The following is a 25,690-nucleotide window of genomic DNA, read 5'->3' as shown; positions in this document are numbered from 1 at the left end:
TTTCAACAATATTAGAATTCGTAATCAACTAAAGACATAACTTCATACTTTTCTAATTTATCTCTTCCATGTAACCCTGTAAGTTCAATTGCAAAATCTAAACAAACTACTTCTCCGCCAGCTAGTTCTACAAGTTTAGCTACTGCATCTATAGTACCACCTGTTGCTAATAAATCATCAACTATTGCAACTCTTTGTCCTTTTTTTATAGCATCTTTGTGTATTTGTAATGTATCACTACCATATTCTAAATCATAAGTTATTGATATTGTCTCACCAGGTAACTTTCCTGGTTTTCTTACTGGTACAAATCCTATTCCCATTGCATAAGCTACAGGAACTCCATAAATAAATCCTCTTGCTTCTGGTCCAACTATTAAATCTATATCTTTATCCTTTAAATGTTCAACCATTTTATCGATTGAGTATCTTAATGACTCTCCATCTCCAATTACTGTAGTTATATCCTTGAAGCTTATTCCTTCCTTTGGGAAATTTTCAATTACTCTTATTTTTTCTTTTAGATTCATGATAAATCCTCCATCACTAAAAATTATAAACTATATAATTATTTTTCTTACTAAAAACTACCAACTCTTATTTTAAGTAATTATCAAATTAATTATATAGTTATTTTTGATTTGTTTAAATATTTTGTTATTTGTTCTGCTCTTTCCTTTTTAGTAGTAGTCAAAAGCTCTATAATTATACGTGCATTATCCATCATTGTTACTGCATTTATGGTTGGTGTAATGACATCTATAATCTTTAGTATGCACTCTTCATCCATTTCAACAATACTATAATAATTCATTATAGCTCTTAAGCCATAATTATTTGTATTTATTAAAAATTTTCTACCTTCCTTTAAAATAACTCCATTCTCACCCTTTAAAGGAACTTCCGCCCATTGTTCTCCTATAAGTATCAAATCCAAATACTTATTTATGCTCTTTATGTTATAGTATATCGCAATTGCTTGCATTAATTTAAAGGTTAATCCACTAATAGATAAATTTTTATATCTATATTGGCATCCCCTTTGATTTGGATTTATGTATATGTAACTTCTCTCATTATTAACTTCTTTATTTTCCAAAACTATCAAATCTATCCCAAGATCCCTACAAAGCTCTTCTTCTTTTTCTGAACTTAAATCTATACCTAAGGTTATCAAAAGTTGCCCCCCTAGAAAACTAACATTATTCTTTATATCTTCTGATATTATTCCAGAACTAGAAGCCTCATCATGAATTATATATTCTATATCTGCATTTAAATATTTTAAGACTAATATTAAGGACGATATAGCACATATCCCATCTACATTTGGTACCCCATAAATAACTATCTTTTTCCTATTATTTATAGCTTCTACCATATGTTCAATAGCTTTATTCATATTTTTAAGTATAAAGGGATTATATCCAGTAATATAATTTGGACTATAAATACTCTCCCAAAACTTACGCATTATAAACTCCTCCATAAAACTTAAGAAAACACATATATTATAATGTAAAATCTCCAATATTACAAATGTTTTCTAAGGAAAAAATAATAAACCTCCAAAAATATTTCGGAGGTTTAACTTTTTTTGTTATTTTTAAAAGATTAAGCTAATTCAGCTTTACTTTTTTTACCTCTTTTATCTTTTAATATAACCCATACTGGCGAAGCTATACATATGGAAGAATATGCTCCCGCTGCAATACCTATTATTAATGGGAATGTGAATTCCCTAACTGTTGGTACAAATATATTAACTGCTATAATTGTAATTAATGTTGTTAAAGTTGTATTTATTGATCTTGACATAGTTTGAGTTAAACTCTTATTTGCAATTTCAGTAGCTGATGCTCTTCTCATATTTTTAGAATTTTCTCTTACTCTATCAAAAATTACTATTGTATCATTTATAGAATAACCTACAATTGTTAATATAGCTGCTATAAATGGTGTATTAACAGGTATGTTAAAAATTGCAAATACGCTAATTGTGATAAATAAATCATGTACTAGTGCTATGATAGCAGCTACACCATAATTCATTTCAAATCTCATTGCAATATATATTAGCATAGCAGCACAAGCTACTAATAGTGCAATTACTGAGTTTCTTGTAAGCTCTTTTCCTACTGAAGCTCCAATTTCATCTTGTGATAATAAAGCATCATCTTCTAAACTATATTTATCTTGTAAGGCTTTAAAAACTTCTGAAACTTTTTCACTATCTAAATCCTTAGCTTTAATTTCATATTGTGTTTCATCTGCCTCATTTGTAACTGCATCTGGAACTATTCCTTTAACTATTTCATCTGCTTCAGGTTTATTAAACCCTTCACCTAATTCAATAACAACTTTAGTTCCCCCTAAAAAGTCTATTCCAAAATTCAACCCTCTTGAAATAGTAAATCCTAATCCTACTATTATAACTATAATTGATAAGGCGAACCAAAGCTTAGTTTTTTCTATAATTTTAAGCATTATTAGCCCTCCTCTTCACTCTAAACTGTCCTAGACTCTTTAAAAGTCCCATATCTACTGCAAAATTCATCAAAATCTTAGTAACTACTAAAGCAGTAATTAAACTTAAAACTATTCCTATCATTAGTGTTACAGCAAAACCTTTTACTGTTCCTGAACCTATAAAATACAATATAAGTGCAGCAATAAATGTAGTAGCATTTGAATCTATAATTGATGACATTGCATTTTCAAATCCACTTTTCACAGCACTTTTAACAGATACACCTCTTGAAAGTTCTTCTCTAATTCTTTCAAAAATTAATATATTTGCATCTACTGCCATACCTACTGTTAACAATAACGCCGCAATTCCTGGCAGTGTTAAAGCTACTCCCATTTCTACAAATACTAAAAGTACTAGTGTTATATATAATGTTAATGCTATGCTTGCTAAAATTCCTGGAACTCTATACCAAAGTATCATGAATATGAATATTAATGATATTCCTATAGCACCAGCCTTAATTGCATTTGGAAATGCTTCTGTACCTAATTGAGCTCCTACATTTTTAACAGAGACTGCCTTAACTGTTACTGGTAGTGCTCCTGAACTTATAATTCCTGATAACTTTGTTGCCTCTTCCATTGAAGACATTCCATTAATAACAGCTTTTCCATCAGTAATAGCATTTTGAACTACTGGCTCTGATACTACTTCATCATCCATTGATATACTTATAGTCTTACCTATATTATTAGCTGTAGCTTCAGCGAATTTTGCTTGCCCTTCCTCATTTAACTCTAATGATACAACTGGTCTTGATGTATCATCAAGAATAGCTGTTGCCTCTTTAACATCTTTACCTGTTAAAACAACATTACCTTCTGGGTCCTTAAATTCTAAGTTACCAGTTTTACTTAATCCATCAACTATTTCACTTGAGTTATAAGCTCCTGGTATATCTACTCTTATTCTTTTTTCACCTTCTTCAGTAACAACCGTTTCAGACACTCCAATTTTATTAACTCTAAGCTCTAATAATTGCTTTGTTCTTTGACGTACATCTGACGGAACATCATCTTCTTGTATTTCCATCAAAACCGATACTCCACCTTGAAGATCAAGTCCTTTAGTTATTGCTTTATCAAATGACTTAAACTCCCATCCTGCTATTTCAAACCCTTTAAAACCTGTAAATGCTAATGAGATAATAGCAACGATACAGAGTATAAATAATATTGAACTTTTACTCTTGCTTTTGCTTCTCGCTTTCATGTTCTTCCCCCTCTGGTAAGTTTTCACCTAAAATTATATTACTTATGTTAAGTAATATCAACTACTTTTTACTTAATTGGAGTCGTTTTCCATCCTTTATCTACCAAATTTCATTAATAAATATTATTTAACACAACTCTATACCTAATTATATCTCTAATTTTGTAAATCTATACAGTAATCACATATAATTTATATTTATCTTATACTTTATAGATAATATTGCTATATTTAGCTTTAACAAATTTTTTTCATTAAATTAATATTAAATCATTGTATATCTTTTTATAAAATAAAAAATAAGAGAATTAAAAAACTCTCTTATTTAATGGTATCTTATATATCTTTGTAAATTAGTTAAATAATCTTTAGTTCTAATAAATAATTTTTTCTTACGTCGATAACGTTATAGATTTACGCCAAGCATTCCAGAAAAAAGGCCAATAAATACACATAATGTAAATTTAATAAAATCATACATACCTAATGTTGGTTCTGCGCCGAATATAATTCCAATTATATATAGAGCTATGTAAAACATACATCCAACCGCTAAACCAACAATCCACCCTTTACTTCCATGTGCTTTTACTGCAACTAGTGAACCTACAACCAAAGCTAGACAAGAAATAACTACATAAATAATATTAAAAACACCTTCTCCAAGAGTAACACTATTCATTACCAGAGAAAGTATTGCTGTTATTAAAAATGTAACCATAATTGCCCAAACAATACCTTTTAGAACACTTTTAAAATAATTTGACCACTCCATAAAAATTTCACCCCCTAGTATTAATTTTATGAAATACTAGGGGGTATTATTCTTATTCTGTTACTTTATTTACTTTTGAAGCGATACCATTTTTAGATATTTTTAATTTTGTTCTTTCAGCGCTAGTTTCGATAATAACATAGTCTTCTTCTACTATTATTATCTTTCCCATTATTCCGCCTCTAGTTATTATTTCATCATTTTTTTCTAATGCTGATAACATTTCATTGTATTTTTTTGTTCTCTTCTTTTCAGGTAAAATTAATAAAAAGTACATAAGACCAAACATTAATACGAATGGTACTACAAGTGATAATATTTGTGGCATTTAAATTCATTCCCTTCATAAAATAACTAATATTTTTCATAATAAAAACTATATCTTATTTATATGGTATTGTCAATTATATTAACAGATACTTAATACTTTAAGCTTTTCCATTCCATTCTTTTAATTTTTGTTCTTTAAAGTCTTTAAAGTATCCACCATCTATAGCAGCTCTTATATCTTCCATAAGCTTGTTATAGAAATAAAGATTATGTAATACGCATAGTCTCATAGCAAGCATTTCTTTAGCTTTAAATAAATGTCTTATATATGCTCTTGTATAGCTTTTACACGCTGGACATTGACATCCTTCATCTATAGGTCTTGTATCTAACTCAAATTTTGCATTCATTAGATTTATCTTTCCTTCTTTTGTAAACACATGCCCATGTCTACCATTTCTTGCTGGAAGTACGCAATCAAAGAAATCTACACCCCTATCAACTGCTTCTAATATATTAGTTGGTGTTCCAACTCCCATTAAATAAATTGGCTTATCCTCTGGTAAATACGGTACAACAGCATCTATTATTCTATACATTTCTTCATGAGTTTCACCAACTGCTAAACCACCTATTGCATATCCATCTAAATCCATCTTTGTTATAGTCTTTGCATGCTCTATTCTTATATCTTCATAGCATCCACCTTGGTTTATCCCAAATAACATTTGATCCTTGTTTATAGTTTCAGGAAGTGAATTTAATCTATCCATTTCCTTCTTACATCTTTCAAGCCATCTTGTTGTTCTTGCAACTGATTTTTCTACATATTCTCTTGTAGATGGATTAGGAATACATTCATCAAAGGCCATAGCTATAGTTGATGCTAGGTTGCTTTGAATTTGCATTGATTCCTCTGGTCCCATAAATATTTTCTTACCATCTATATGTGATGAGAAATAAACCCCTTCTTCTTTTATCTTTCTCATTCCGGATAATGAAAACACTTGGAATCCGCCTGAATCTGTAAGTATTGGTCTATCCCAATTCATAAATTCATGTAATCCCCCAAGCTTTGCTACAACTTTATCAGATGGTCTTAAATGTAGGTGATATGTATTTGATAATTCTACTTGACATCCTATTTCTTTTAAGTCCATTGTTGATACTGCTCCTTTTATTACAGCAAGTGTACCAACATTCATAAATACAGGAGTCTCTATAGTTCCATGAGGAGTTTCAAATCTTCCTCTTCTTGCGTTTCCATCTTTTTTTAGTAAAGTATATCTTTTCTTACTCAAAATTTCACTTCCTCTTCTTGTTTATTCTTTTATTATCATAGAATCTCCAAAGGAGAAAAATCTGTATTTTTCTTTAACAGCTTCATTATAAGCTTTCATTACATTTTCTTTTCCTGATAAAGCTGAAACTAGCATTATTAAAGTAGACTCAGGCAAATGAAAATTAGTGATTAGTTCATCAATAACTTTATATTTATATCCTGGATAAATAAATATATCAGTCCATCCACTTTGTTCTTTTACAAATCCGTTATCATCACCAATTGTCTCTAAAGTTCTTGTAGATGTTGTACCAACTGCTATGACTTTATTACCTCTTTTTTTAGCTTTATTTATTAAATCTGCATTTTCCTTATCTAAGTGATAATACTCTGAATGCATTATATGTTCATTTATATCTTCAACTTTTACTGGTCTAAATGTTCCTAATCCAACATGAAGAGTTAAGTATGCAATATTAACTCCTTTAGCCTTTATTTCATTTAATAGTTCTTCTGTAAAATGTAACCCTGCTGTTGGAGCTGCTGCTGACCCTTTTTCTTTTGAATATACAGTTTGATATCTTTCTTTATCTTCAAGTTTTTCAGTAATATATGGTGGAAGTGGCATTTCTCCTAACTCATCAAGTACTTGCTCAAAAATTCCATCATATGAAAACTCTATTATTCTATTTCCTTCTTCTACAATATCAACTACTGTACATGTTAGTTTTCCTTCGCCAAAAGTAAACTTTTGACCAATCTTTGCTCTTTTACCTGGCTTAGCTAAGCACTCCCATTTATCGCCTTCAATTCTTTTCAATAGCAAGAACTCAATTTTTCCACCTGTTCCTTCTTTTTCCCCTATTAATCTTGCTGGCATTACTCTTGTATTATTTAAAACTAAGGTATCTCCTTCATTTAAATACTCTATTACATCATGAAAAGATTTATGTTCTATTTCTCCAGTTTTTTTATCTAAAACCATAAGTCTAGAAGAATCCCTTTTTTCTAAAGGATGTTGTGCAATTAATTCTTCTGGTAAATAAAAATCAAAATCGCTTACTTTCATTTTATTATCTCCTAATCTTTATCGTTAATAATTTAAATTTCCTCTAAAACAGCTTCTGCTGCTCTCCAGGTACTTTTCTATTCACCTTACTTCTACCTAAATGCTCATAAGCTTTATCTGTTGCTACCCTTCCTCTTGAAGTTCTTACTATAAATCCTGTTTGCAATAAGTAAGGTTCATATACATCTTCTATTGTTCCAAGCTCTTCTCCTATAAAATAGGAAAGAGTTTCTATTCCTACTGGTCCCCCATTAAAGTTATCTATTATTGCTTCCAATATTTTATTATCAACTCTATCAAAACCTTTATCATCCACTTCTAAAAGTTCAAGTGCAGCTTTTGCTTCTTTATAACTTATAAGAGAATCCGAATAAACTTGAGCATAATCCCTAACTCTTTTTAATAATCTATTTGCAATTCTCGGAGTACCTCTTGATCTCCTTGCAAGTTCATAAGCACCTTCTTCAGTTATATTGCATTCTAATACAAAAGCAGACCTAATTATAATTTCTTTAAGTTGATCTTCTGTATAATATTGCATATCACAAAGAACTCCAAATCTATCTCTTAATGGAGATGTTAACATACCTATCCTTGTCGTTGCTCCTATTAAAGTAAATTTAGGTAAATCTAATCTTATAGATTTAGCCGCTGCTCCCTTTCCAATAACAATATCAAGAACATAATCCTCCATTGCTGGATATAATATTTCTTCTACATTTCTATTTAATCTATGTATTTCATCTATAAATAAAACATCATTATCTTTAAGCGTCGTTAATATTGCAGCTAAATCACCAGCTCTTTCTATAGCTGGACCAGAAGTTATTTTTAATTCTCCATGCATTTCTTTTGCTATTATATTAGCTAAAGTAGTTTTACCAAGACCTGGTGGCCCATATAGTAACACGTGATCTAAAGCTTCATTCCTGTTTTGAGCTGCCTTTATAAATATATTTAATCTTTCTTTAACTTTATCTTGGCCTATATATTCACCTAAACTCTGTGGTCTTAAGCTCAAAGCATTTCCATCTTCAAATATTTCTTGTGGTGTTATTATTCTTTCCATAATTCACCTCTATCCCATAAGAACCTTTAAACAATTTTTAATTATATTTTCTAGAGTATCTGTCTTATCTACTTTTTTAAGTGCAGCCTCTGCTTCTTTTTCCGAATATCCAAGAGCTAAAAGTGCACCTAAAGCTTCCGCTATATTACTTGCATTATTAGGCATTAAATCATCAAATTCACCTGAGCCTTCTATTACTTCAGACATATCTTCTTTCTTAATTTTATCTTTAAGCTCTAGTATAATTCTCCCTGCAGTTTTCTTTCCAATTCCAGGAGCTTTACATAAATGTTTTTCGTCTCCCATCATTATTGCATACCTTAAATTATTAATTCTACTAATTGATAATAATGATAATGCAGCTTTTGCACCAACTCCATTTATAGAAAGTAACAGCTTAAACATTTCAAGTTCTTCTCTCGAGTCAAATCCATATAACCCCAAAAAATCTTCTCTCACTATTTGCTCAAGATATAACTTCACTTCTTCATCAATTTTAGGCATAGATGACATAGTTGCTCCTGATGTAAATATTTTATATCCTATACCATTATTTTCAATAATAATGTAATCTCTATTTATACCTTTATATTTTCCTCTTATGTATTCGTACATACAACTAACCCCCTCATATGCCAACTAAATATTTTTTTAGTTTAGCTTCTAACCTACACTATACTTTATCATTATAAATAAAATAATTCAAGGTAGAAACATAAGCATAAGGATGTAAAAGGAGTAAGATTAAATTAATCTTACTCCTTTCTATAAAATAATTATCCCAAAACTTATCTATTATTACCTATAAAAAATAATGCCAATGTTCCTGGACCTGAATGTGCTCCTATAACTGGTCCTACGTTATTTATAATAACTTCTTTTACTTTTACTTCACTTAAAATTAAATTTCTTAACTGTTCTGCTTCAGCTAAACAATCACCATGACTTATAAAGATTGTTTGATTTTCTGCATTTACAATTTTTTCTTTTAATTTTTCTTGTAATTCTTTAACTGATTTTTTTCTACCCTTCACCTTAGAAACCGAAGTTAACCTTCCTTCATCATCTACGTGCATTATTGGCTTTATACTAAGCATTGTTCCAACTATAGCAACTGTACTTGATACTCTACCACCTCTTTTTAGATGATTTAAATCATCTACAGTAAACCAATGGTTAACTTTTAGTTTATTTTCTTCTATCCAGTTTATTATTTCTTCCTTAGTTGCTCCATTTTTTAGCATATTGGCAGCATAATAAACTATAAGTCCTAGCCCTAGTGATGCACTTTTTGTATCAATCACAGTAATATCTGCAGATTTAATTTCATCTTCTACAGCTTCCTTAGCTATTCTTGCGCTATTTACACAACCGCTAAGTGCTGATGAAAATCCTATATAAATTACTGAATAGCCTTCACTAGAATATTTCTTAAATGCTTCTGCAAATGTATATGAGTTAACTTGAGATGTAGAAGGCATTTCACCTGATCTAATCATATCATAAAATTCTTTATACTTTATGCTTTTCCCTAGATCATCTGGAATATCCTCACCCTTTATATTAACTCTAAGCTGCATTATTTCTATATTATTTTCTTTAACAAAACTTATAGGTAAATCACAACAAGAATCTGTTATAATAACTGTCTTCATAGTCATCTCCTCCCAAAATATCTTCTATAATTATAATATGCATTTTATTATACATCTATATTCAAAGTTTTTCTATGAAGTTTAAAAAGTAATTTAAGATTATACTTCATAATCTACTACACTTCTTACTTCTATTACTTTTTTTATAAAATTAACAACCTTTAAATGCTCTTCATGGTTTTGATAATAATTCAAATCATCCCTTGAATGGAAAATTGAATATAAAACCACATCGTAAGCTTGATTAGATTCTTCAAAATTTATGCCTACCTCTAACTCTAATACTTTATCTATTCTTTCTTTTAAAGACTCTATTTGTCTTTTTATTTCTAGCGAATTAACTTCCTTAGTATTACCTTCTGCATTTTCTTTCAATTTCCACATCACTATATGTTTAATCATAAACTTTCTCCTTATTCAATACTTCTAAATCTATATCTAAATTATATAATTTAACATTTATATCTTCAAAGTCAACACCTTCATAAACTTTTATATGCTTATTAGTAATTCCAAAATAGCCCTTATTTATATCTACGGGAATATTTATTCTTGTTTCTACTGGTATCCAACCAACACCCTGAATGTATACTTCTGCCCATGTATGATATAAATTTCTAGAGGTCTTTCCTAAAATAAATTTAGCTGGTATATTAGATGCCCTACATAATGCAATAAATACATTAGTACATTCACCATAACTTCCCTTCATAATACTTATTGTATTTAAAGCACTTTGAGTGTCTTCGCCTTCATATATTCTTGTAGATAACTCATCATCAAATTCTATATTTCTAGTAAATTCTAATATTTTATTTATGATTATTAATTTATTCTTCTCATTTCCAATTAAACTTTCAGCTAATTTTTTAATATCTATAGAATCACATTCTATACTTTTAGTTGGCATTAAATATTTTTCTAATCTTTCTATATTTAACTCTTGTTGAATAACTAATGGATGAGTTTCTAATATAATTTCATAATTTGGTTTTTTCCTATATAAATTTTTTACACTTTGATGAGAAGAGTTTAAAAGATTTACATCTATTTTGCTTCCTTTAATAATATAAGTTTTATTAATTAAAAACTCGTTATTTAAAAAATCACTACTTAAAATTTTTATTTTATCTATTATTATTGATTTAATATTTTCATTACTTTTATCATTTACATTAATATTATGATACTCTTCTTCATCATTTTGAATGTACTCTATGCTGCTAGTAATATTAAAAACATAAACCTCACTATCTATATTAAGAAAATTATTTTTTAGAACTATAAGATTTTCTATTTTATTAATCTTTGCTGGTACAATTAAGTGTTTTTCATATTTATTCTGAATTTCCTTAGCAGTTTCAAGTACTAACCTATTCCAAATATCTAAATCCTCACAGTTTTCCTTTATATCTTTTTTTAATATATTATCTAACATCAAGGCTACTTCATACGGATTATAAACTATACTATTTTCAATTTCTTCACAAACCTTTTTTGAAATATCAATATTATTATTAAATACATTATTTATAATAACTATCAAGCTAACCCCTCCAATACCTACTGTAAATATTTTACTATACCCTTTCTTTATTTTAACATATTATAAGTTATTATTTAAGTTTTAATATATATTTAAGTAATTTTATTAAAAGAAAAAGCACTAAAATAGTGCTTTCTAAATATCCTCTTTACTTTGTCTTGAAATATTAAGTAATATACCTATTGCCGATAAATTAAACACAAGGGAAGTACCTCCATAACTTATTAACGGCATTGGAACCCCTGTTACTGGCATTGATCCAGTTACAACTGCAATATTTATTATTGCTTGTATAGAAATTACTGAAATTATTCCTATAGCTACTAAATATCCATAATTATCTCTTGCTTTAACTGCAATGGAAGTCCCTTTTATTACTATAAATATAAATATAGATATTATAGCCACACAACCTATCAATCCTAATTCCTCACCTATAATAGCAAATATAAAGTCATTATGAGGCTCTGGCATAAATAAAGCCTTTTGCCTTGAATTACCAAGACCTACCCCAAAAAAACCTCCTGAACCTAATGAATAAAGTGATTGTATAAGCTGATAACTATCACTTGTTGGATTTGCCCATGGATCTAAAAAGCTAGTAAGTCTTTTTAATCTATAAGGCTCCATAATAATCAACCCAATGCCAGCTGCTAACCCTATTGGAATAAGAGATAGTAAATGACTTATTTTAGCCCCACCAACTAATATCATTATGAATGCAACCATCATAACAATTGCAGTAATACTTAAGTTTTTCTCTAAAATTATTAACCCTGCAAATACAGCTGCTATAGCTAAATAATATAATGTTCCTTCCTTAAATTCTTTAATTTTACCTCTTCTTTTATCTATTAACATGGCTAAATATAATACTACAACATATTTAGCTAACTCTGATGGCTGTAATGATAATCCTCCAAATCTAATCCATCTTCTTGCTCCATTAACCTCTGCTCCAACAAATAAAACAAGCACCAAAAGACCTATTGTAATTATAACTAGCCAAGGAGTCCACTTTTTATAAATATGATAGTCTATAGACATAGTAACCATCATGCCTATTATTCCTACAACCGTCCATATTATTTCTTTAGTAAAGTAATGGTCTGAATTCCAAACATCCTCTTGATACAAAGCATAATATGAACTTGATGAATATACCATAACTATACCTATAAAAAGTAATATTACTATAGCACATAACAAACTGTAATCTATATTTTTCATTTTTATTTTTTTTCTTTTTATTGAAGTTGTCTTCTTTTTGTTTCTCCCCTTTATATCTAACTCTCTTACATTATTCATATTATCTCCTACTATTCTATTATTTCAAATCTAATTTAACTTTTGTTCCCTTCTCAATAAGTTTGCCAGCAATAACATCTTGGCTATCTACTATACCTGTACCATTTGCCTTAAATGTTATTTGAAGCTTATTTAAAATATCTGTAGCTTCTTCTAAAGTCTTACCTTTTAAATTTGGCATTATTAACTTATTTGCATCACTTTTTGGATCAGGTAAATTAACACTTATAATAGCATTTTCTTCAACTAATGAACCTGGATAAGGATCCATATTAGTAACTTTTGATCCATTTTCCTCTAAATTTATATTTAAATTATTTGCTTCTAATATCTTTGTTGCTTCATCAACTGATTTTCCTCTTAATTCAGGAACAACCACTTTCTTCTTTTCTGTATATCTTTCAGTATAAACTTGAGAATCCATATAAGTAAACATTTCTGATAATAATGATTTTAATACTGGAGTTGTTACAGGCCCCCCATAATATTGACCTGCACTCGGGTCTTCAACCTTTATGAATATTGTTACTTGAGGATTTTCAACAGGATATAAAGCAACAACTGACGCAATATACTTGTCAGCAGAATATCCTCCTAATATAGGATCAACTTTTTGAGCAGTTCCTGTCTTAGCCCCTACCCTTCTTTCTTTCCCCATAAAGCTTCCAATTTCTTGTCCTTGATTTATAGTTCTTTCTAGATAATCTCTTAGCACAGCTGTTGTTTCTTCAGAAATTACATTTTCTTCAACAGCAGGTTTAAACTCTTCATCTATTACTTTTGTTCCATTAACAGCCTCATGCGTAACTTCTTTCATAATATGTGGTTGAATTAACTTTCCTCCATTAGCTATAGCATTAAAAGATCTCATAAGTTGAATGCTATTTACAGTATTAGTTTGTCCAAACGCAATGGTCGCTAAATCCATTTCACTCATATCACTTACTGATTTTACAATTCCTTCTGATTCTCCTGGAAGATCTATTTTAGTTAATTTTCCAAATCCAAATTTATCTATATATTCTTTTAATTTTGCACTACCTAGCCTAGAACCTAGTTCCATAAAACCTACATTACAAGAATTTTGTAATATCTCAGGTAAAGTTTGAGTACCGTGCCCTGCTGTATTCCAACACTTAATTGTTGTAGAACCAAATTTCACTCCACCATCACAATAAAATGTATCATTTTCATGCGCAACGCCTTCTTCTATAGCTGCAACCATAGTAATATTTTTAAAGGTAGATCCTGGCTCAAAGGTATTACTTATAGAACTATTTCTAAACATATTTTGTAGCTTTTCAAAATCATTTTCACCTTCAAAATCCTCATATTCTCCATATGGATCATTAGGATTAAAATCTGGCTTATTCACCATGGCTAAAATTTCACCATTATTAGGATTCATAACTATAATGGATACTTCTTTTGCTTTATTATCATCGTAAGCCTTTTGAGCTGCTCTTTCAGCCATAAGTTGAATATTTTCATCTATTGTTAACATAACATCTTTACCGTCAATTGGGCTTGTATATTTTACTGTTTGGAATGGTAATTCCTTTAATGATCCATCGACTTCTGCTATTTTATAACCAGCTATCCCTGTTAATTCTGAATCATACTGTAACTCTACTCCATTTAATCCTGTATTATCAGAATTCACACTTCCTAGCACATGAGCTAAGAAATTATTATTTGGATAATATCTCTTTGGATTAATAGAAATGATAACTCCATATATATTTAATGCTTTAATTTTATCTGCGACTTCTTTTTCTATTCCTGTAACAAGTGTACTATTTCTTATTTTAGCTCCATTTTCATCAACAGTATTTAATTTCTGTTTAACCTCAGCAATTGACAATCCTGAAGCATTTGCTAAATCTTGTGCAACTTTATCTATAGTTGTATCTTTATCTTCTAAATGTATTTCTATAGCTTCTAAATCTAAATCTACCCTATATACATCAATGGATGTTGCAAGTATAGAACCATTTCTATCCTTTATATCTCCTCTTTTAGCTTCCACAGAAACTTGTGAATTCCACTGTCCTTGAGCCATATGTTTATATTCTTTGTTCTTATAAATCATAATATAGGTTAATCTTCCTATCAAAAATAAAAATATTAAACAAATACTAATACTACTATACAGAGCTCTTTCTCTTGAATAAATTTTCTTAAATTTATTATTATTTCTTTTATTAACTTTTTTCTTATTATTCATTTTTCTCCCCCATGGTGCTATTTAAAGATTTATTATTCACAGGTTGTCCAATCTATTATATCAAAAAGACATACATTATGTAAATTATTACCTATATATTAAACTAAATAAAAAGTAAAAGTGGATTTCCACCTTTACTTATTATCCTCAAATAAAGCTAAATATTTTTCATAGTCTTTTTCTTTCATTTCTTTTCTAGGTATAAACTTTAATGATGCAGAGTTAATGCAATATCTAAGTCCGCCTAACTCCTCTGGTCCATCACAAAATACATGCCCTAAATGTGAATCTGAATTTTTACTTCTTACTTCAGTTCTAACCATTCCATGACTTTTATCTACTTTTTCTTCAATTAATTTTCTATCTATAGGTTTTGAAAAAGCAGGCCATCCGCAACCAGAATTAAATTTGTCTGTTGAGATAAATAATGGCTCTAGGGAAACTATATCTACGTAAATCCCTTCTTCAAAATGATTATTATATTCATTCATAAAAGGTGGTTCAGTTCCATTTTCTTGAGTAACTCTATATTGAAGTTCTGTTAATCTATTTTTCAATTCATCTTTATTTAATTTTTCCATATTTCATCCTCCATTTATATTATAAAGCCATTTTTGTAAAATTTCTATTTATTCTTAGTAATAAATATTCTTTTTATTACGGTTTGAGGCGGATTTGATTTAGTCATAGCTTCACTTACTCTCATATATACTAAATCTCCATTTTCAATTACTATATTTTCTTTTTTATCATTTGCAGAATTCATAACTTTTGTCTCATTATTTATAATTCCGACAACTGTAATTTTACTAACTTCTTTTCCTTTCATATACCCTTGTACAGTTATCATAGTTGAATTTCCATCTTCTGATTTTTTAACTTCTGTTACCTCTCCTATAACAACTGGACTTTTTGCTGACATTCCCTTTTCAGGAGTTGCTCCAATTAAAATCCCTGAAAAAATAACTAGCGAACAAAGTAATAATAATGATTTTTTTAATTTCATATTAATTCCTCCTTATTTTATATTCACTAATAGTTTTGTCCTATTTGTTATAAATATTCATAAGCTTAATCCTATTTATTTTTTTGAAACATATGGATTATCTTTAACATAGAATCGCCAATTAAAATCTTTAGCCTCTTCAGCATAATCTATACCTATTCTTGTAGTTTCTACTATTTCGATATTTTTATCATAATTATATTCTAAGTACAATCCACTATCTATATATAATTTTTTATAATTATCTTCCCTTGTAATACTTAAAGCACTACATAACTTAGAGGGACCATTAGTTAAATTTCTTTTTTGTGCATTAGTTAACTCATTATAATTTTTATTAAATCTAATATTAGATAAATATTCAAAATTATCGAGAGGTTCTACAGCTCTTATTAAAACAGCTTCTGGCTCTTCCTTAATATTAGTTACTATATTAAAACAATGATATAAACCATAAATAAAGTAAACATATGCTATACCACCTTCCTCAAATAAAGGCTTCGTTCGATCTGTTCTTTTATAATTATAAGCATGACATGCTTTATCAGTAGCACCTATATAACTTTCTGTTTCAACTATTTTAGTTCTAATTTTTAATCCATTCACTTCTCTTACTAAGTAATGCCCTAAAATACTTTTTGCAATTTCAATAGCTCCTTGGTTATAAAACTCTTTTTCAATAATCATAATAAATCTCCAACTTCAATTTATAAATTAATTACTTTTATAACTTTATTATTCATTATACTACTATATTTATTCCTTAAATATTTCATAATTATTACTTATTATTTTTTTCTAAAAAGGAATAATAAATATTATAAAAAATTACTAATAGGAGATTTATATGTTAGAAGATTTTATAAAATCAATTATCCCTACTTTGGTAAATATTTTAGAATTAATTGGAATTTTAGTTATATGCATTGGATCTATTAAAGCTTTTTATCATTATTCCTATTCATTAATAACAAAAAAGTATTACCCTATAAAATGGGAATATGCAAATTCAATGGCTACAGCCCTTGAATTCAAACTAGCTGCTGAGATATTAAAAACAGTTATTATTAGAAATATGAATGAACTAATAATTTTAGGATCAATAACTTTATTAAGAGGATTCTTAACATTAATTATTCATTGGGAAATGAAGTCTGAAAATCCTTCTAAAAGCAAAAAAGATAGAGAAGCCAAATAAAACTTCTCTATCTTTGCTATTTTAAATTATTAAATGACTGTTTTGTTAAAGACACATCTTTATAATTTATATATACATCAAAATTTATTGTAGAAATTTTAATGTATGGTCCTTTATTACTTTGAATATAGAGCTTAACTTTTTCTCCATTTTTTAATTTAAAATCACCTTTTTTAATGGCACTGCCATCGCTATATCCATTACTCTTAAATACTATTTCTGGAATATCATCTACAAGCTCTATTGATTTTATGTCTTTTCTTTTTAAAGTAGTTCCATAGCTTCCATCTATAACTATAGCTTCATCTTTTAATATAAGATCATTTGGCTTATTTCCAAATGAAAATGTTATGATTAAAATTGAAAATGTTATAAATCCTATAACTATCATTACCAGTATTTCTGTTTTGCTCTTTTTATTATGATCAAATCTTTGAATATAAATTAAATACCCAAATATAATAATTAGTAAAATAATCACAAAAGGTAATATAGAAATTTCGAAATAATTTGAAACCATAGATCCTATAAATATTATAAAAGCTATTAAATAACACATTCTACCCATATGTTTAGCTACTTCTTCAATATCTACTCTAGCCTTTTCTTCTTTAGACTGAGTATTATATCCTGATATTAGCCAATAGCATTTATACTTGCTAATAGCCAATCCTAATACTATAAAAATCATACAAATAATAGAAATAAATATTATAGATCCCATGACATACTCCAATCTAAATATTCCCAAAAATCAAATTCATTTCCATTCCCTTATATGGTTAATTATAATACTTTTAATAATATTGTCAATACTATTAGTAGATAATTTTTACCACTCAATTGTTAAAATATTAACTTCATCTTTTATTAATGATACTTTGTATCCTTCAATAACAAGCCAAGATAATAATTCTTTTTGTACTTCTTTATCATTACACATAAGTATAGCTGAAACCTTATTTATATTAGATTCCTTAGCATAATTAATATTATCTAATATTTTTCTTTTTTGATCATTTATAAGCTCTAAATTCATAAAATTCCTCCTAATTATTATCATTTGTTAATATGTATTCAGCATTATTGAATATTATGTTATTTATTTTCATTTCCCGGGAAATATTGCATAATAATTTAGTTATCCATAATTCTAAAACAGGAGATAAACATCTAGTTTATCTCCTGTTTTATTATTCCAATGGCAACTCCTAATATATTGACTTCTTTATTTTCTAAGCTAATTGGAGCATATAAAGAATTCGCAGGCATTAACTTTGGTAAATCCCCATTTAAGTTTAGTGTTTTTAGTGTTGCTTCACCATCTAAGCTTGCAGCTACTATTTCATTATGATTTGCAGTTCCTTGTTTTTTAATAACAACTAAATCACCATCACAAATGTCTTTTTCTACCATAGAATCTCCCTTTACTCTTAATATAAAGGTATCCTTTCCTCTTTCAAGCCAATATTTAGGTATATAAAAACTTCCTTCTATATTATCATTCATTTCTATAGGTGTTCCCGCTGCTATATTATTAAACATTGGAATATCCTTTAATTCATTTTCATTATAACAAATATCATTTCCTTCAAATATTTCTTTTTTATTTGAAGCTGTATCTATGTTAAACTCAATAATCCCCTTATTTTTTAAGTTTATATATTTATACTTTTCAACTGTACCTACTTGCTTTTTCTTCTTAGTATCGTATTTAGTTTTAAAGTTAAAGCTCTTTCCTTTTACATCAATTCCTAAACTATTTACTTTTCTTCCTTTTATCATCCAAGAATTTTCTTTATTATTAAGTTCACTATTTAATATGAAAATAAATGAGGAATGTGGTTTATTTTTATAAATAGATTTTATAAAATCTATCTCTCCTTTAGTAAACTTCTCCATGTCATCTAATATAACATGACTGTATATTCCTCCATGATTATTTATATATGAGATAGCATATATAACATGATCATACTCATCCATAAAGCCTTTATTAATTAAACTCTCATTATATAAATCTTTAATTTTATAAATAGCTTCTCTTGTGTAAGAAGACTTTTTAATTCTTCCTCCACGTCCCTTTCTGTCAACTTCAAGATAGTACTCCTTAGAAAAATTGCTTGCTTTAATCCATAAAATTTCTTCTAATATAAATTTGATTGTTGCCTTTTGAAGGAACTTAGATTTTTTATAAAATGATGATATTTCATTTTCTAATTCTTTTAAAATTTCTATGCCCTTTACTTTGTCTATAACTTGCATAGCTAGTCCCTTTTCTCTCCTGAAAGCTTTAGAGTATGTATCAATAAGCTCTTCTAATGTTATAATATTTAATCTATCTTTCTCTAATGAAAATAATGAATAAAAATAACTTTCTTTCCCTTCTTTTTTATAAAGTTCCATTGATTCATATGTCTTACTATAATTAGATGTTACAAATAAAATTTTATCTTCTTCATAGATACAATAATTATTTTCTAAATTTATAGCCTTATAAATTGATGCAGTACTCTTACCTGTTCCTTCTTTACCTTTCAAAAGCTGATATCCAGAACTCTTATGATTTATAAATCTATTTTGAACTTTCGAAAGTTCCATACTTTCACCACCTTAAATCTATCTTATGTTTTCTGTATTTTAATAATATATTTTATAATACTTTATGTCAAATAATCACCATTAAAAGTCATTATTCTATATTTTAATTTATTTAATCTTAATATAAATAGTTTATTTACATATAAAAAGTTTACTATATAAGAAAAAGAACATATAAAATTATAGCCTTCTAAAAACATCTATTTTATATGTTCTTTCTTTTAATTATAGTATTTAGTACAATTTTTATTACATCTTACATAAATGGATTATAAAAACGTCCACGATTAAGCATAGTAGCAACAATAGCTATAATAAATATTAAGCTAACTATTGATATAGCTATATAATCTCTTTTTTCAAACTTTCTTCCACTATACCAAGTACGTTTTTTGTTTTTTCCAAAAGCTCTTAGCTCCATTGCTGAGCTTATAGTATCTATTCTATCTAAGCTTGAAAAAATTAATGGCATTAATATTGCTGCAGAATTTTTAATTCTTTTTGTTAATTTCTCTTTTTTAGACATATCAATTCCTCTCGCTTGTTGTGCAAATGATATATCTTGATAATCACGTTGAACATCAGGAATATATCTTAGTGCTATAGAAACAGAATAAGCAGCCTTATAACTAACTCCTATTTTATTTAATGAAGATGCAAATTCACTTGGATTAGTTGCAACCATAAATAATAATGCCATTGGTATTATAGAAAAATATTTTAATGTTATATTAAACTGATAAAATAATTGTTCTAATGTTAATGTATATGTACCTGCAATTTTAAATAAGTCAGTTCTACTTCCATAAATCTGGACACCTTCATATGGTGAAAAAATAAAAATTGCTAAATTATTTAACAATAAAAATATTAATATGAAATAAAGAACAAACGCTACTTGCTTAAATTCTACTTTTGAAATTTTAAAAACAAATATGCTTAGAATAAACATAAGTATAAGTACACGTGTATCATATGTAATCATTGAAGCTAATGCCCATATTATCAAAGCAATTAACTTAGAAGCACCTGTCAATTTATGAATAGGTGAATTTATATTTATATATTCAAGCATTTTACTCATATGCCTCTAATCCTCCTATCATAGTCAATAAACTTTTTAACAAAATCTCTTGGATTATCTAATTTAGCCTTTATTGCTAATTCATATAAAGATGTTTCTTTTAAATTAGCTTCAGATATCACTTTTTCATCAGTAAGTATATTTGCTGCTGTATCATGTGCTAATTTCAACCCATTAGATAATACTATTGCTCTATTTGTATACTCCAGCATCAGATGCATATCATGAGTTATCATGATTATAGTGACACCTTTTCTATTCAATTCTTGCAAAAATTCCATAATTTCAGTATAGTGCTTAAAATCTTGACCTGCTGTTGGTTCATCTAGAATTATAACTTCTGGATTTAATACTAAAATAGATGCAATAGTTACACGTTTCTTTTGCCCAAAACTAAGTGCAGATATTGGCCAATTACGAAACTCATATAATCCACAAATTTTTAATGTATCAATAACTCTTTCTTTAATTTCTTTCTCACTAATTCCTCTAACTCTAAGTCCTAATGCAACTTCATCAAAAATCATAGTCTTAGATATCATCTGATTCGGATTTTGCATAACTATACCAATTTTGTCAGCACGCTCTTTTATTGTATCGTTCACTAAATCTCTACCATTAAATAATATTTGCCCTTCAGTTGGTTTATAGAAGCCACAAATAAGCTTTGATATAGTAGATTTTCCTGCTCCATTTCTTCCTACTATACTAACCATTTCACCTTTATTAATATTAAAAGAAACTCCTTTTAATATTTCTTGTTTTTCTTCATAGCCAAACTTTATATCTTTTAATTCAAGTATAGTTTCAGAGTCTATATTGATGCCTTTGTCAACAGTTTCATCATACCATTCTTTAAGTTTTTCACTACATGTATTTAAATTTAATGTATCAATATGTTGTGGATTAATTTCTGGAGTAACCTTACAACCTGCATATTTTAAAGCAGTAATATATAATGGTTCACGTATTCCTGTTTCAGATAGTATATTCGAACTTAGAAGTTCTTCTGGAGTTATATCCGCAGCAATTTCTCCATTATCTACTACTATTATTCTATCTACAGAACAATGTAGCACATCTTCTAATCTATGCTCTATAATTACTATAGTTTTATTTGTTTCTTGTTGTATTTTGTCAATTAATTCAATTGCACTTTTACCCGTTGCAGGATCTAAACTTGCAAGTGGCTCATCAAATAAAAGTATATCTACATCTCCAACCATAACCCCTGCTAAGGTTACACGCTGCTTTTGACCACCTGATAAACTATATGGCGCTGCTTCTAAATGCTTATCTATTCCAACAATTTCAGAAACAATTTCTACTTTCTTTTTCATTTCATCTTGTGGTATACAATCATTTTCTAGTTTAAACGCAATATCTTCTCCTACAGTTAATCCAATAAACTGGCTATCTGGATCTTGAAGAACAGTCCCCACTGAATTAGATAATTCAAAAATGCTCATTTCACTTGTTTCTTTACCCTTAACCTTCAGCCTTCCTGAAATCTCACCTTTATATGAAAATGGAATAAGTCCATTTATACAACTTGAAATAGTACTCTTACCTGATCCAGAAGGCCCAACAATAAGAATTTTTTCGCCTTCATATATAGTTAAGTTTATATTATTTAATGTTGGCTTTGCTTGAGCTCTGTATTGGAATGTAAAATTATTGAACTCAATTACAGGTTTTTTCATAGCAAATCTCCCTTTATATAAAAATTATATGTTCCTTGAAAACTTTATTTATTATTAAAAATAATAATATATTGGCTGTAATATATACGTAAAAAATACTAGAGACCTAAAGCCCCCAGTATTTTAATTAGATATTACTCTCTATCTAAACTTCCTTTTTTAACTCTAGTCTTAGAATATGTATAAAGTAAAATAGTACCTAATACTCCAACTGTAATTGAATTAGAAATTGCAGCCACTATTCCTTGTAAATAAACCTTATTAGCTGGCTCTGCATATATAAGTATATCTAATGTAGGCGCAACTAAAAGCCATGAAATTAAATTAGCAATTACTTGATATATATTAAAAATAATAATTTCTTTTTTCCCAAATTCACCGTCATTAACTTTTAATTTATTCCATGATAATCCTATTATAAAACCAACAACAGCTGAAGCTATAACCCAACTAAACCAAGGTGAACCAAAAAATACTAAATCCTTTAAGGCATGGCCTATAAAACCTATAGATATTCCTGCAATAGGACCATATAATACTGACATTAATGCTAAAAAAGCATAACTTGTTTCTATATTAGTATTTGGAATACCTGATGGAATAGCCCCAAAACGTCCTAGTATCATAAATACAGCTGCCCTATACCAATCGCCACTATTGTTTTAATAGACATTTTATTTCCCATTATAATTCCTCCTCATTTAATATATAGTGAATAAATAATATTCGTGTTATAAATTAATTTTTAATCATATATTACTCTAGGAGCTTTTCTGATAGATATTATCCAATTTGTTCATGTTTGTATATTATAAGCTTTAGAGAATGGTCCCTGGTTTATAGAAACAGCTAAATTACATAATTAGTTAACATAAACCAAAGTTTCACCTACATAAACATCAGCAAATGACTTTTCATAAACCATTATATTTCTATAAACTTCTCTTGTATTATTTCTAATATAAACTTCAACTTTACTACATATTCCTTTAATATGGGTAAGTGTTCTATTATTTGGAGTAATTATATATTGTCCAATTGTAGTTTTAACTCCTATACTCCTTCTATTTAATACCACTCCAGAATCGACCACAGATACAAATAGATTACTTTTAGTCCAATAGTCAACAGTTTAAATCAGTCTATATGAAGCCTCTCTAATATTATATTGTGGTATTTAATGTGTTTAAATCAAATAATTGAAGTGTATTATCTACGTTATTAGCAACTCCATAAATATTACTAACCGCACATCTCCGATTTCAAAATATGATTGAAATACTCAAGCATTTTTCACAAAAACTCCTCCTTAGTTAAATATCATACAAAGAGTATATAATGCGTATATTATTTTAGTCAATATTTTTTCCATTGGCATATAAGTGTATTATTTTTGAACTTTTAATGAATAATTAATGATAAATTTAATTCTAACTTTAATCTATTATTAGAAATACCTATATACGTATTCCTTGTTTAAAGTATACTTTTTTGCTATAATTTAACAAACAACTTATGGAGGTATTTTAAATGAACGACTTAAAAGTTTTAGTCTATTTAGACCTTTTAAAAATCAAAAATTTCTTTTTCCAAATTTTTTACCATCCTCTTCTATTCTTAAAGAAATTATTTTCTATAATCATATTCTTCGGACTTTGCTTTTCATCATTTATAGTTGCAATATTTAAAAATGAAACTAAAGCTTCTATAACTCAAGAAATGCAACAATCTGCTCTAGGAATTATAGCTATAGTATCATTAGTTTTTATACTATTTGTATTAGCAAACTATTTAAATGATTATGCTCCAAGTAACTTCTCAATTTCAGATATTAGTTATTTATTTCCTTCACCTATAAATAATAAATTAATACTCTTCTATTCAATGGTTCGTAGTGCAATAAAAGGTGTAGCTAGCTTCTTTTTGACGTTTACTTTCATTATATTAATGCTACTAGCTTTTACTAATTTATCATTAATAGGATTATTACCAATAGCTTTAGGATTTTTCTTTATATTCTTATTTTTTATTTCTCTATCTTATTTATTTTTTGCAATAAAAGTTAAGACAGGCTCAGTAAAAGGCTTAAAATTTATTTCTTATATATTACAAGGTATAGCATGTTCAATGCTTTTATTTTATTTATATAAATTTTGGAGTTTAAACTTTAACTTTACCGAATTGTCTATGTATATTTTTCATAGCTTTATTGTCAAATTACCTATAATTTCATCTATAGTAAGATTTATATCTTTACTTTTAACAGAAACAATTACCCCTCCAATATTTGATATATTATATTTATTGTCATTAGTTATAATTAATTGTTTCTTATTTATAACTCTTAATGTTGAATATTATGAAGAAATAGCTGAAAAGGTATCTACACAAAATGAAAAATTAAAACAGTTAAAAAACAATAAGAGAGATGTTCATTCACAAATGGAAAAAGAAATAAAAAAAGTTAATTTAAATAGTACTTCTAAAGAAAGATGGGGAACGCTATCATTATATTGGAAAGCTTCAGTTATTAGAAAAAGAAAACAAACTCCATTAAAAAAATTTTTATTATTCTTAGTTAATATTATAGTTGGAATCATAGGTGGATATATTACTTTAAAAGGAAATCAATTAATTTCACTTTTAGCGATTTCAATAGGTACAGTTTATATAGTACTTATTTCCTCTAATTTTTCTGAATTATCTAGGGAGTTAAAAAATGTATATATTTATATTATCCCAGGAAAACCAATATATAAAATTCTTTCTACAGTCTTAGATGAACTTTTAATGTTATCACTTAGAATTAGTATAATGCTTATTCCTTCTATTATATTAGATTACAAATTCTCAATCTTAGGAATAGGATGTTTTTTAATTACCCTAGCATTCTCATTAGTAGTAAAATTACTTAACTTAATCACAATACTTCTTATGCCAAAGGATAATGAATCTGGTCCAGGAATGCTTGTAACTTTCGTACTAATGGTACTTATAATGATTCCATTTGCTGCAACTGCAGCTACTTATGGTATAACTACTAACTCTTACATATCATTTGGAGTATTAACTATAATTGTTGGGATTTATATAAGCTTATTAATGTTATTATGTAATAAAATATTTGATTTTATAGAATATTAAATTGGAGG

At 27.8% G+C, this 25,690-nt stretch carries 25 protein-coding genes and 2 pseudogenes; 2 read left to right on the top strand and 25 right to left on the bottom strand.

What is annotated here, in order from left to right; genetic code table 11:
- Nucleotides 1-11: 11 nt before the first annotated feature.
- The 18 genes from J7M87_RS08275 to J7M87_RS08190 all read right to left on the bottom strand — a co-directional run bounded on the left by J7M87_RS08275 (nucleotide 12) and on the right by J7M87_RS08190 (nucleotide 16,639).
- Nucleotides 12-530, bottom strand: a complete 519-nt coding sequence (locus J7M87_RS08275; RefSeq protein WP_291650506.1) for an adenine phosphoribosyltransferase — start codon at nucleotides 528-530, stop codon at nucleotides 12-14.
- Between the two features lie 92 nt (nucleotides 531-622).
- A complete protein-coding gene (locus J7M87_RS08270) occupies nucleotides 623-1,474 on the bottom strand; it encodes a DHH family phosphoesterase (RefSeq protein WP_291650504.1) in 852 nt (283 codons plus the stop codon).
- 140 nt (nucleotides 1,475-1,614) lie between these two features.
- Nucleotides 1,615-2,487 carry a protein translocase subunit SecF gene (secF, locus tag J7M87_RS08265; RefSeq protein ID WP_291650503.1) on the bottom strand — a complete coding sequence of 291 codons (873 nt, stop codon included), beginning with the start codon at nucleotides 2,485-2,487 and terminating at the stop codon, nucleotides 1,615-1,617.
- Nucleotides 2,480-3,745, bottom strand: coding sequence for a protein translocase subunit SecD (gene secD / locus J7M87_RS08260; RefSeq protein ID WP_291650501.1), 1,266 nt, complete (start codon nucleotides 3,743-3,745; stop codon nucleotides 2,480-2,482). Before secD ends, secF begins: the two co-directional genes overlap by 8 nt.
- Nucleotides 3,746-4,151: 406 nt before the next feature.
- Entirely contained in the window at nucleotides 4,152-4,520 is a 369-nt protein-coding gene (locus J7M87_RS08255; RefSeq protein ID WP_291650499.1) for a TIGR04086 family membrane protein, read from the bottom strand.
- Nucleotides 4,521-4,572: 52 nt separating this feature from the next.
- Complete coding sequence (gene yajC, locus J7M87_RS08250) at nucleotides 4,573-4,848, bottom strand: preprotein translocase subunit YajC (protein ID WP_291650497.1); 276 nt, start codon at nucleotides 4,846-4,848, stop codon at nucleotides 4,573-4,575.
- 100 nt (nucleotides 4,849-4,948) lie between these two features.
- A complete protein-coding gene (gene tgt / locus J7M87_RS08245; protein WP_291650495.1) occupies nucleotides 4,949-6,091 on the bottom strand; it encodes a tRNA guanosine(34) transglycosylase Tgt in 1,143 nt (380 codons plus the stop codon).
- Between the two features lie 21 nt (nucleotides 6,092-6,112).
- The gene (queA, locus tag J7M87_RS08240) at nucleotides 6,113-7,141 is read right to left on the bottom strand and encodes a tRNA preQ1(34) S-adenosylmethionine ribosyltransferase-isomerase QueA (protein ID WP_291650493.1); all 1,029 of its coding nucleotides are present in this window, start codon (nucleotides 7,139-7,141) and stop codon (nucleotides 6,113-6,115) included.
- A gap of 43 nt (nucleotides 7,142-7,184) precedes the next feature.
- Nucleotides 7,185-8,210: a Holliday junction branch migration DNA helicase RuvB gene (gene ruvB / locus J7M87_RS08235; RefSeq protein WP_291650490.1), complete on the bottom strand. Its 1,026-nt coding sequence runs from the start codon at nucleotides 8,208-8,210 to the stop codon at nucleotides 7,185-7,187.
- A 9-nt stretch (nucleotides 8,211-8,219) separates the two neighbouring features.
- A complete protein-coding gene (gene ruvA / locus J7M87_RS08230) occupies nucleotides 8,220-8,825 on the bottom strand; it encodes a Holliday junction branch migration protein RuvA (protein WP_291650488.1) in 606 nt (201 codons plus the stop codon).
- Nucleotides 8,826-8,998: 173 nt separating this feature from the next.
- A complete protein-coding gene (locus J7M87_RS08225; protein ID WP_291650486.1) occupies nucleotides 8,999-9,865 on the bottom strand; it encodes a DegV family protein in 867 nt (288 codons plus the stop codon).
- Nucleotides 9,866-9,964: 99 nt separating this feature from the next.
- On the bottom strand, nucleotides 9,965-10,267 hold the full coding sequence (locus J7M87_RS08220; protein WP_291650484.1) for a Dabb family protein: 303 nt from the start codon (nucleotides 10,265-10,267) through the stop codon (nucleotides 9,965-9,967).
- Nucleotides 10,260-11,411 carry a transglutaminase-like domain-containing protein gene (locus tag J7M87_RS08215; protein ID WP_291650481.1) on the bottom strand — a complete coding sequence of 384 codons (1,152 nt, stop codon included), beginning with the start codon at nucleotides 11,409-11,411 and terminating at the stop codon, nucleotides 10,260-10,262. Before J7M87_RS08215 ends, J7M87_RS08220 begins: the two co-directional genes overlap by 8 nt.
- A 135-nt stretch (nucleotides 11,412-11,546) precedes the next feature.
- Nucleotides 11,547-12,719: a stage V sporulation protein E gene (gene spoVE, locus J7M87_RS08210; RefSeq protein ID WP_291650479.1), complete on the bottom strand. Its 1,173-nt coding sequence runs from the start codon at nucleotides 12,717-12,719 to the stop codon at nucleotides 11,547-11,549.
- A 19-nt stretch (nucleotides 12,720-12,738) separates the two neighbouring features.
- Nucleotides 12,739-14,946 carry a stage V sporulation protein D gene (locus J7M87_RS08205; RefSeq protein ID WP_291650477.1) on the bottom strand — a complete coding sequence of 736 codons (2,208 nt, stop codon included), beginning with the start codon at nucleotides 14,944-14,946 and terminating at the stop codon, nucleotides 12,739-12,741.
- Nucleotides 14,947-15,080: 134 nt separating this feature from the next.
- Nucleotides 15,081-15,527 (bottom strand): peptide-methionine (R)-S-oxide reductase MsrB, encoded by a 447-nt coding sequence (gene msrB / locus J7M87_RS08200; protein ID WP_291650475.1) that lies wholly within the window; start codon nucleotides 15,525-15,527, stop codon nucleotides 15,081-15,083.
- 44 nt (nucleotides 15,528-15,571) lie between these two features.
- A complete protein-coding gene (locus J7M87_RS08195) occupies nucleotides 15,572-15,952 on the bottom strand; it encodes a hypothetical protein (protein WP_291650473.1) in 381 nt (126 codons plus the stop codon).
- Between the two features lie 75 nt (nucleotides 15,953-16,027).
- On the bottom strand, nucleotides 16,028-16,639 hold the full coding sequence (locus tag J7M87_RS08190; RefSeq protein WP_291650470.1) for a DNA-3-methyladenine glycosylase: 612 nt from the start codon (nucleotides 16,637-16,639) through the stop codon (nucleotides 16,028-16,030).
- Nucleotides 16,640-16,799: 160 nt separating this feature from the next.
- Between J7M87_RS08190 and J7M87_RS08185 the strand changes: the two genes are divergently transcribed.
- Entirely contained in the window at nucleotides 16,800-17,150 is a 351-nt protein-coding gene (locus tag J7M87_RS08185) for a DUF1622 domain-containing protein (protein ID WP_291650469.1), read from the top strand.
- Nucleotides 17,151-17,166: 16 nt separating this feature from the next.
- Here J7M87_RS08185 and J7M87_RS08180 read toward each other — a convergent pair whose 3' ends face one another.
- From J7M87_RS08180 to J7M87_RS20430, 7 genes and pseudogenes are all read right to left on the bottom strand, one after another.
- Complete coding sequence (locus J7M87_RS08180; protein WP_291650467.1) at nucleotides 17,167-17,874, bottom strand: DUF3784 domain-containing protein; 708 nt, start codon at nucleotides 17,872-17,874, stop codon at nucleotides 17,167-17,169.
- 108 nt (nucleotides 17,875-17,982) lie between these two features.
- Nucleotides 17,983-18,189: a hypothetical protein gene (locus J7M87_RS08175; RefSeq protein ID WP_291650465.1), complete on the bottom strand. Its 207-nt coding sequence runs from the start codon at nucleotides 18,187-18,189 to the stop codon at nucleotides 17,983-17,985.
- A gap of 134 nt (nucleotides 18,190-18,323) precedes the next feature.
- The gene (gene lexA / locus J7M87_RS08170; RefSeq protein WP_291650463.1) at nucleotides 18,324-19,751 is read right to left on the bottom strand and encodes a transcriptional repressor LexA; all 1,428 of its coding nucleotides are present in this window, start codon (nucleotides 19,749-19,751) and stop codon (nucleotides 18,324-18,326) included.
- 256 nt (nucleotides 19,752-20,007) lie between these two features.
- Entirely contained in the window at nucleotides 20,008-20,835 is an 828-nt protein-coding gene (locus J7M87_RS08165; RefSeq protein WP_291650461.1) for an energy-coupling factor transporter transmembrane component T, read from the bottom strand.
- Nucleotides 20,832-22,538 carry an ABC transporter ATP-binding protein gene (locus tag J7M87_RS08160; RefSeq protein WP_291650459.1) on the bottom strand — a complete coding sequence of 569 codons (1,707 nt, stop codon included), beginning with the start codon at nucleotides 22,536-22,538 and terminating at the stop codon, nucleotides 20,832-20,834. Before J7M87_RS08160 ends, J7M87_RS08165 begins: the two co-directional genes overlap by 4 nt.
- Nucleotides 22,539-22,672: 134 nt before the next feature.
- A pseudogene (locus J7M87_RS08155) lies at nucleotides 22,673-23,223 on the bottom strand (ECF-type riboflavin transporter substrate-binding protein).
- Nucleotides 23,224-23,400: 177 nt separating this feature from the next.
- Nucleotides 23,401-23,655 (bottom strand): annotated as a pseudogene (locus J7M87_RS20430) (SAM-dependent chlorinase/fluorinase); the annotation flags it as partial.
- A 413-nt stretch (nucleotides 23,656-24,068) separates the two neighbouring features.
- Here J7M87_RS20430 and J7M87_RS08145 point away from each other — a divergent pair.
- The gene (locus J7M87_RS08145) at nucleotides 24,069-25,682 is read left to right on the top strand and encodes a putative ABC exporter domain-containing protein (protein WP_291650457.1); all 1,614 of its coding nucleotides are present in this window, start codon (nucleotides 24,069-24,071) and stop codon (nucleotides 25,680-25,682) included.
- The last annotated feature ends 8 nt before the right edge of the window (nucleotides 25,683-25,690 follow it).

Origin of the sequence: Clostridium sp. (genome assembly GCF_017888565.1) — a bacterium.
GTDB lineage: Bacteria > Bacillota > Clostridia > Clostridiales > Clostridiaceae > Clostridium.
The sequence above is the reverse complement of the archived record's forward strand: the minus strand, read 5'-3'. Positions and strand labels throughout refer to the sequence as shown.

Coding starts and splice junctions, on each gene's coding strand:
- J7M87_RS08275 (WP_291650506.1), bottom strand. CDS start 530: ATGAATCTAAAAGAAAAAATAAGAGTAATTGAAAATTTCCCAAAGGAA.
- J7M87_RS08270 (WP_291650504.1), bottom strand. CDS start 1,474: ATGCGTAAGTTTTGGGAGAGTATTTATAGTCCAAATTATATTACTGGA.
- secF (WP_291650503.1), bottom strand. CDS start 2,487: ATGCTTAAAATTATAGAAAAAACTAAGCTTTGGTTCGCCTTATCAATT.
- secD (WP_291650501.1), bottom strand. CDS start 3,745: ATGAAAGCGAGAAGCAAAAGCAAGAGTAAAAGTTCAATATTATTTATA.
- J7M87_RS08255 (WP_291650499.1), bottom strand. CDS start 4,520: ATGGAGTGGTCAAATTATTTTAAAAGTGTTCTAAAAGGTATTGTTTGG.
- yajC (WP_291650497.1), bottom strand. CDS start 4,848: ATGCCACAAATATTATCACTTGTAGTACCATTCGTATTAATGTTTGGT.
- queA (WP_291650493.1), bottom strand. CDS start 7,141: ATGAAAGTAAGCGATTTTGATTTTTATTTACCAGAAGAATTAATTGCA.
- ruvB (WP_291650490.1), bottom strand. CDS start 8,210: ATGGAAAGAATAATAACACCACAAGAAATATTTGAAGATGGAAATGCT.
- ruvA (WP_291650488.1), bottom strand. CDS start 8,825: ATGTACGAATACATAAGAGGAAAATATAAAGGTATAAATAGAGATTAC.
- J7M87_RS08225 (WP_291650486.1), bottom strand. CDS start 9,865: ATGAAGACAGTTATTATAACAGATTCTTGTTGTGATTTACCTATAAGT.
- J7M87_RS08220 (WP_291650484.1), bottom strand. CDS start 10,267: ATGATTAAACATATAGTGATGTGGAAATTGAAAGAAAATGCAGAAGGT.
- spoVE (WP_291650479.1), bottom strand. CDS start 12,719: ATGAATAATGTAAGAGAGTTAGATATAAAGGGGAGAAACAAAAAGAAG.
- J7M87_RS08205 (WP_291650477.1), bottom strand. CDS start 14,946: ATGAATAATAAGAAAAAAGTTAATAAAAGAAATAATAATAAATTTAAG.
- msrB (WP_291650475.1), bottom strand. CDS start 15,527: ATGGAAAAATTAAATAAAGATGAATTGAAAAATAGATTAACAGAACTT.
- J7M87_RS08195 (WP_291650473.1), bottom strand. CDS start 15,952: ATGAAATTAAAAAAATCATTATTATTACTTTGTTCGCTAGTTATTTTT.
- J7M87_RS08190 (WP_291650470.1), bottom strand. CDS start 16,639: ATGATTATTGAAAAAGAGTTTTATAACCAAGGAGCTATTGAAATTGCA.
- J7M87_RS08185 (WP_291650469.1), top strand. CDS start 16,800: ATGTTAGAAGATTTTATAAAATCAATTATCCCTACTTTGGTAAATATT.
- J7M87_RS08180 (WP_291650467.1), bottom strand. CDS start 17,874: ATGGGATCTATAATATTTATTTCTATTATTTGTATGATTTTTATAGTA.
- J7M87_RS08175 (WP_291650465.1), bottom strand. CDS start 18,189: ATGAATTTAGAGCTTATAAATGATCAAAAAAGAAAAATATTAGATAAT.
- lexA (WP_291650463.1), bottom strand. CDS start 19,751: ATGGAACTTTCGAAAGTTCAAAATAGATTTATAAATCATAAGAGTTCT.
- J7M87_RS08165 (WP_291650461.1), bottom strand. CDS start 20,835: ATGAGTAAAATGCTTGAATATATAAATATAAATTCACCTATTCATAAA.
- J7M87_RS08160 (WP_291650459.1), bottom strand. CDS start 22,538: ATGAAAAAACCTGTAATTGAGTTCAATAATTTTACATTCCAATACAGA.
- J7M87_RS08145 (WP_291650457.1), top strand. CDS start 24,069: ATGAACGACTTAAAAGTTTTAGTCTATTTAGACCTTTTAAAAATCAAA.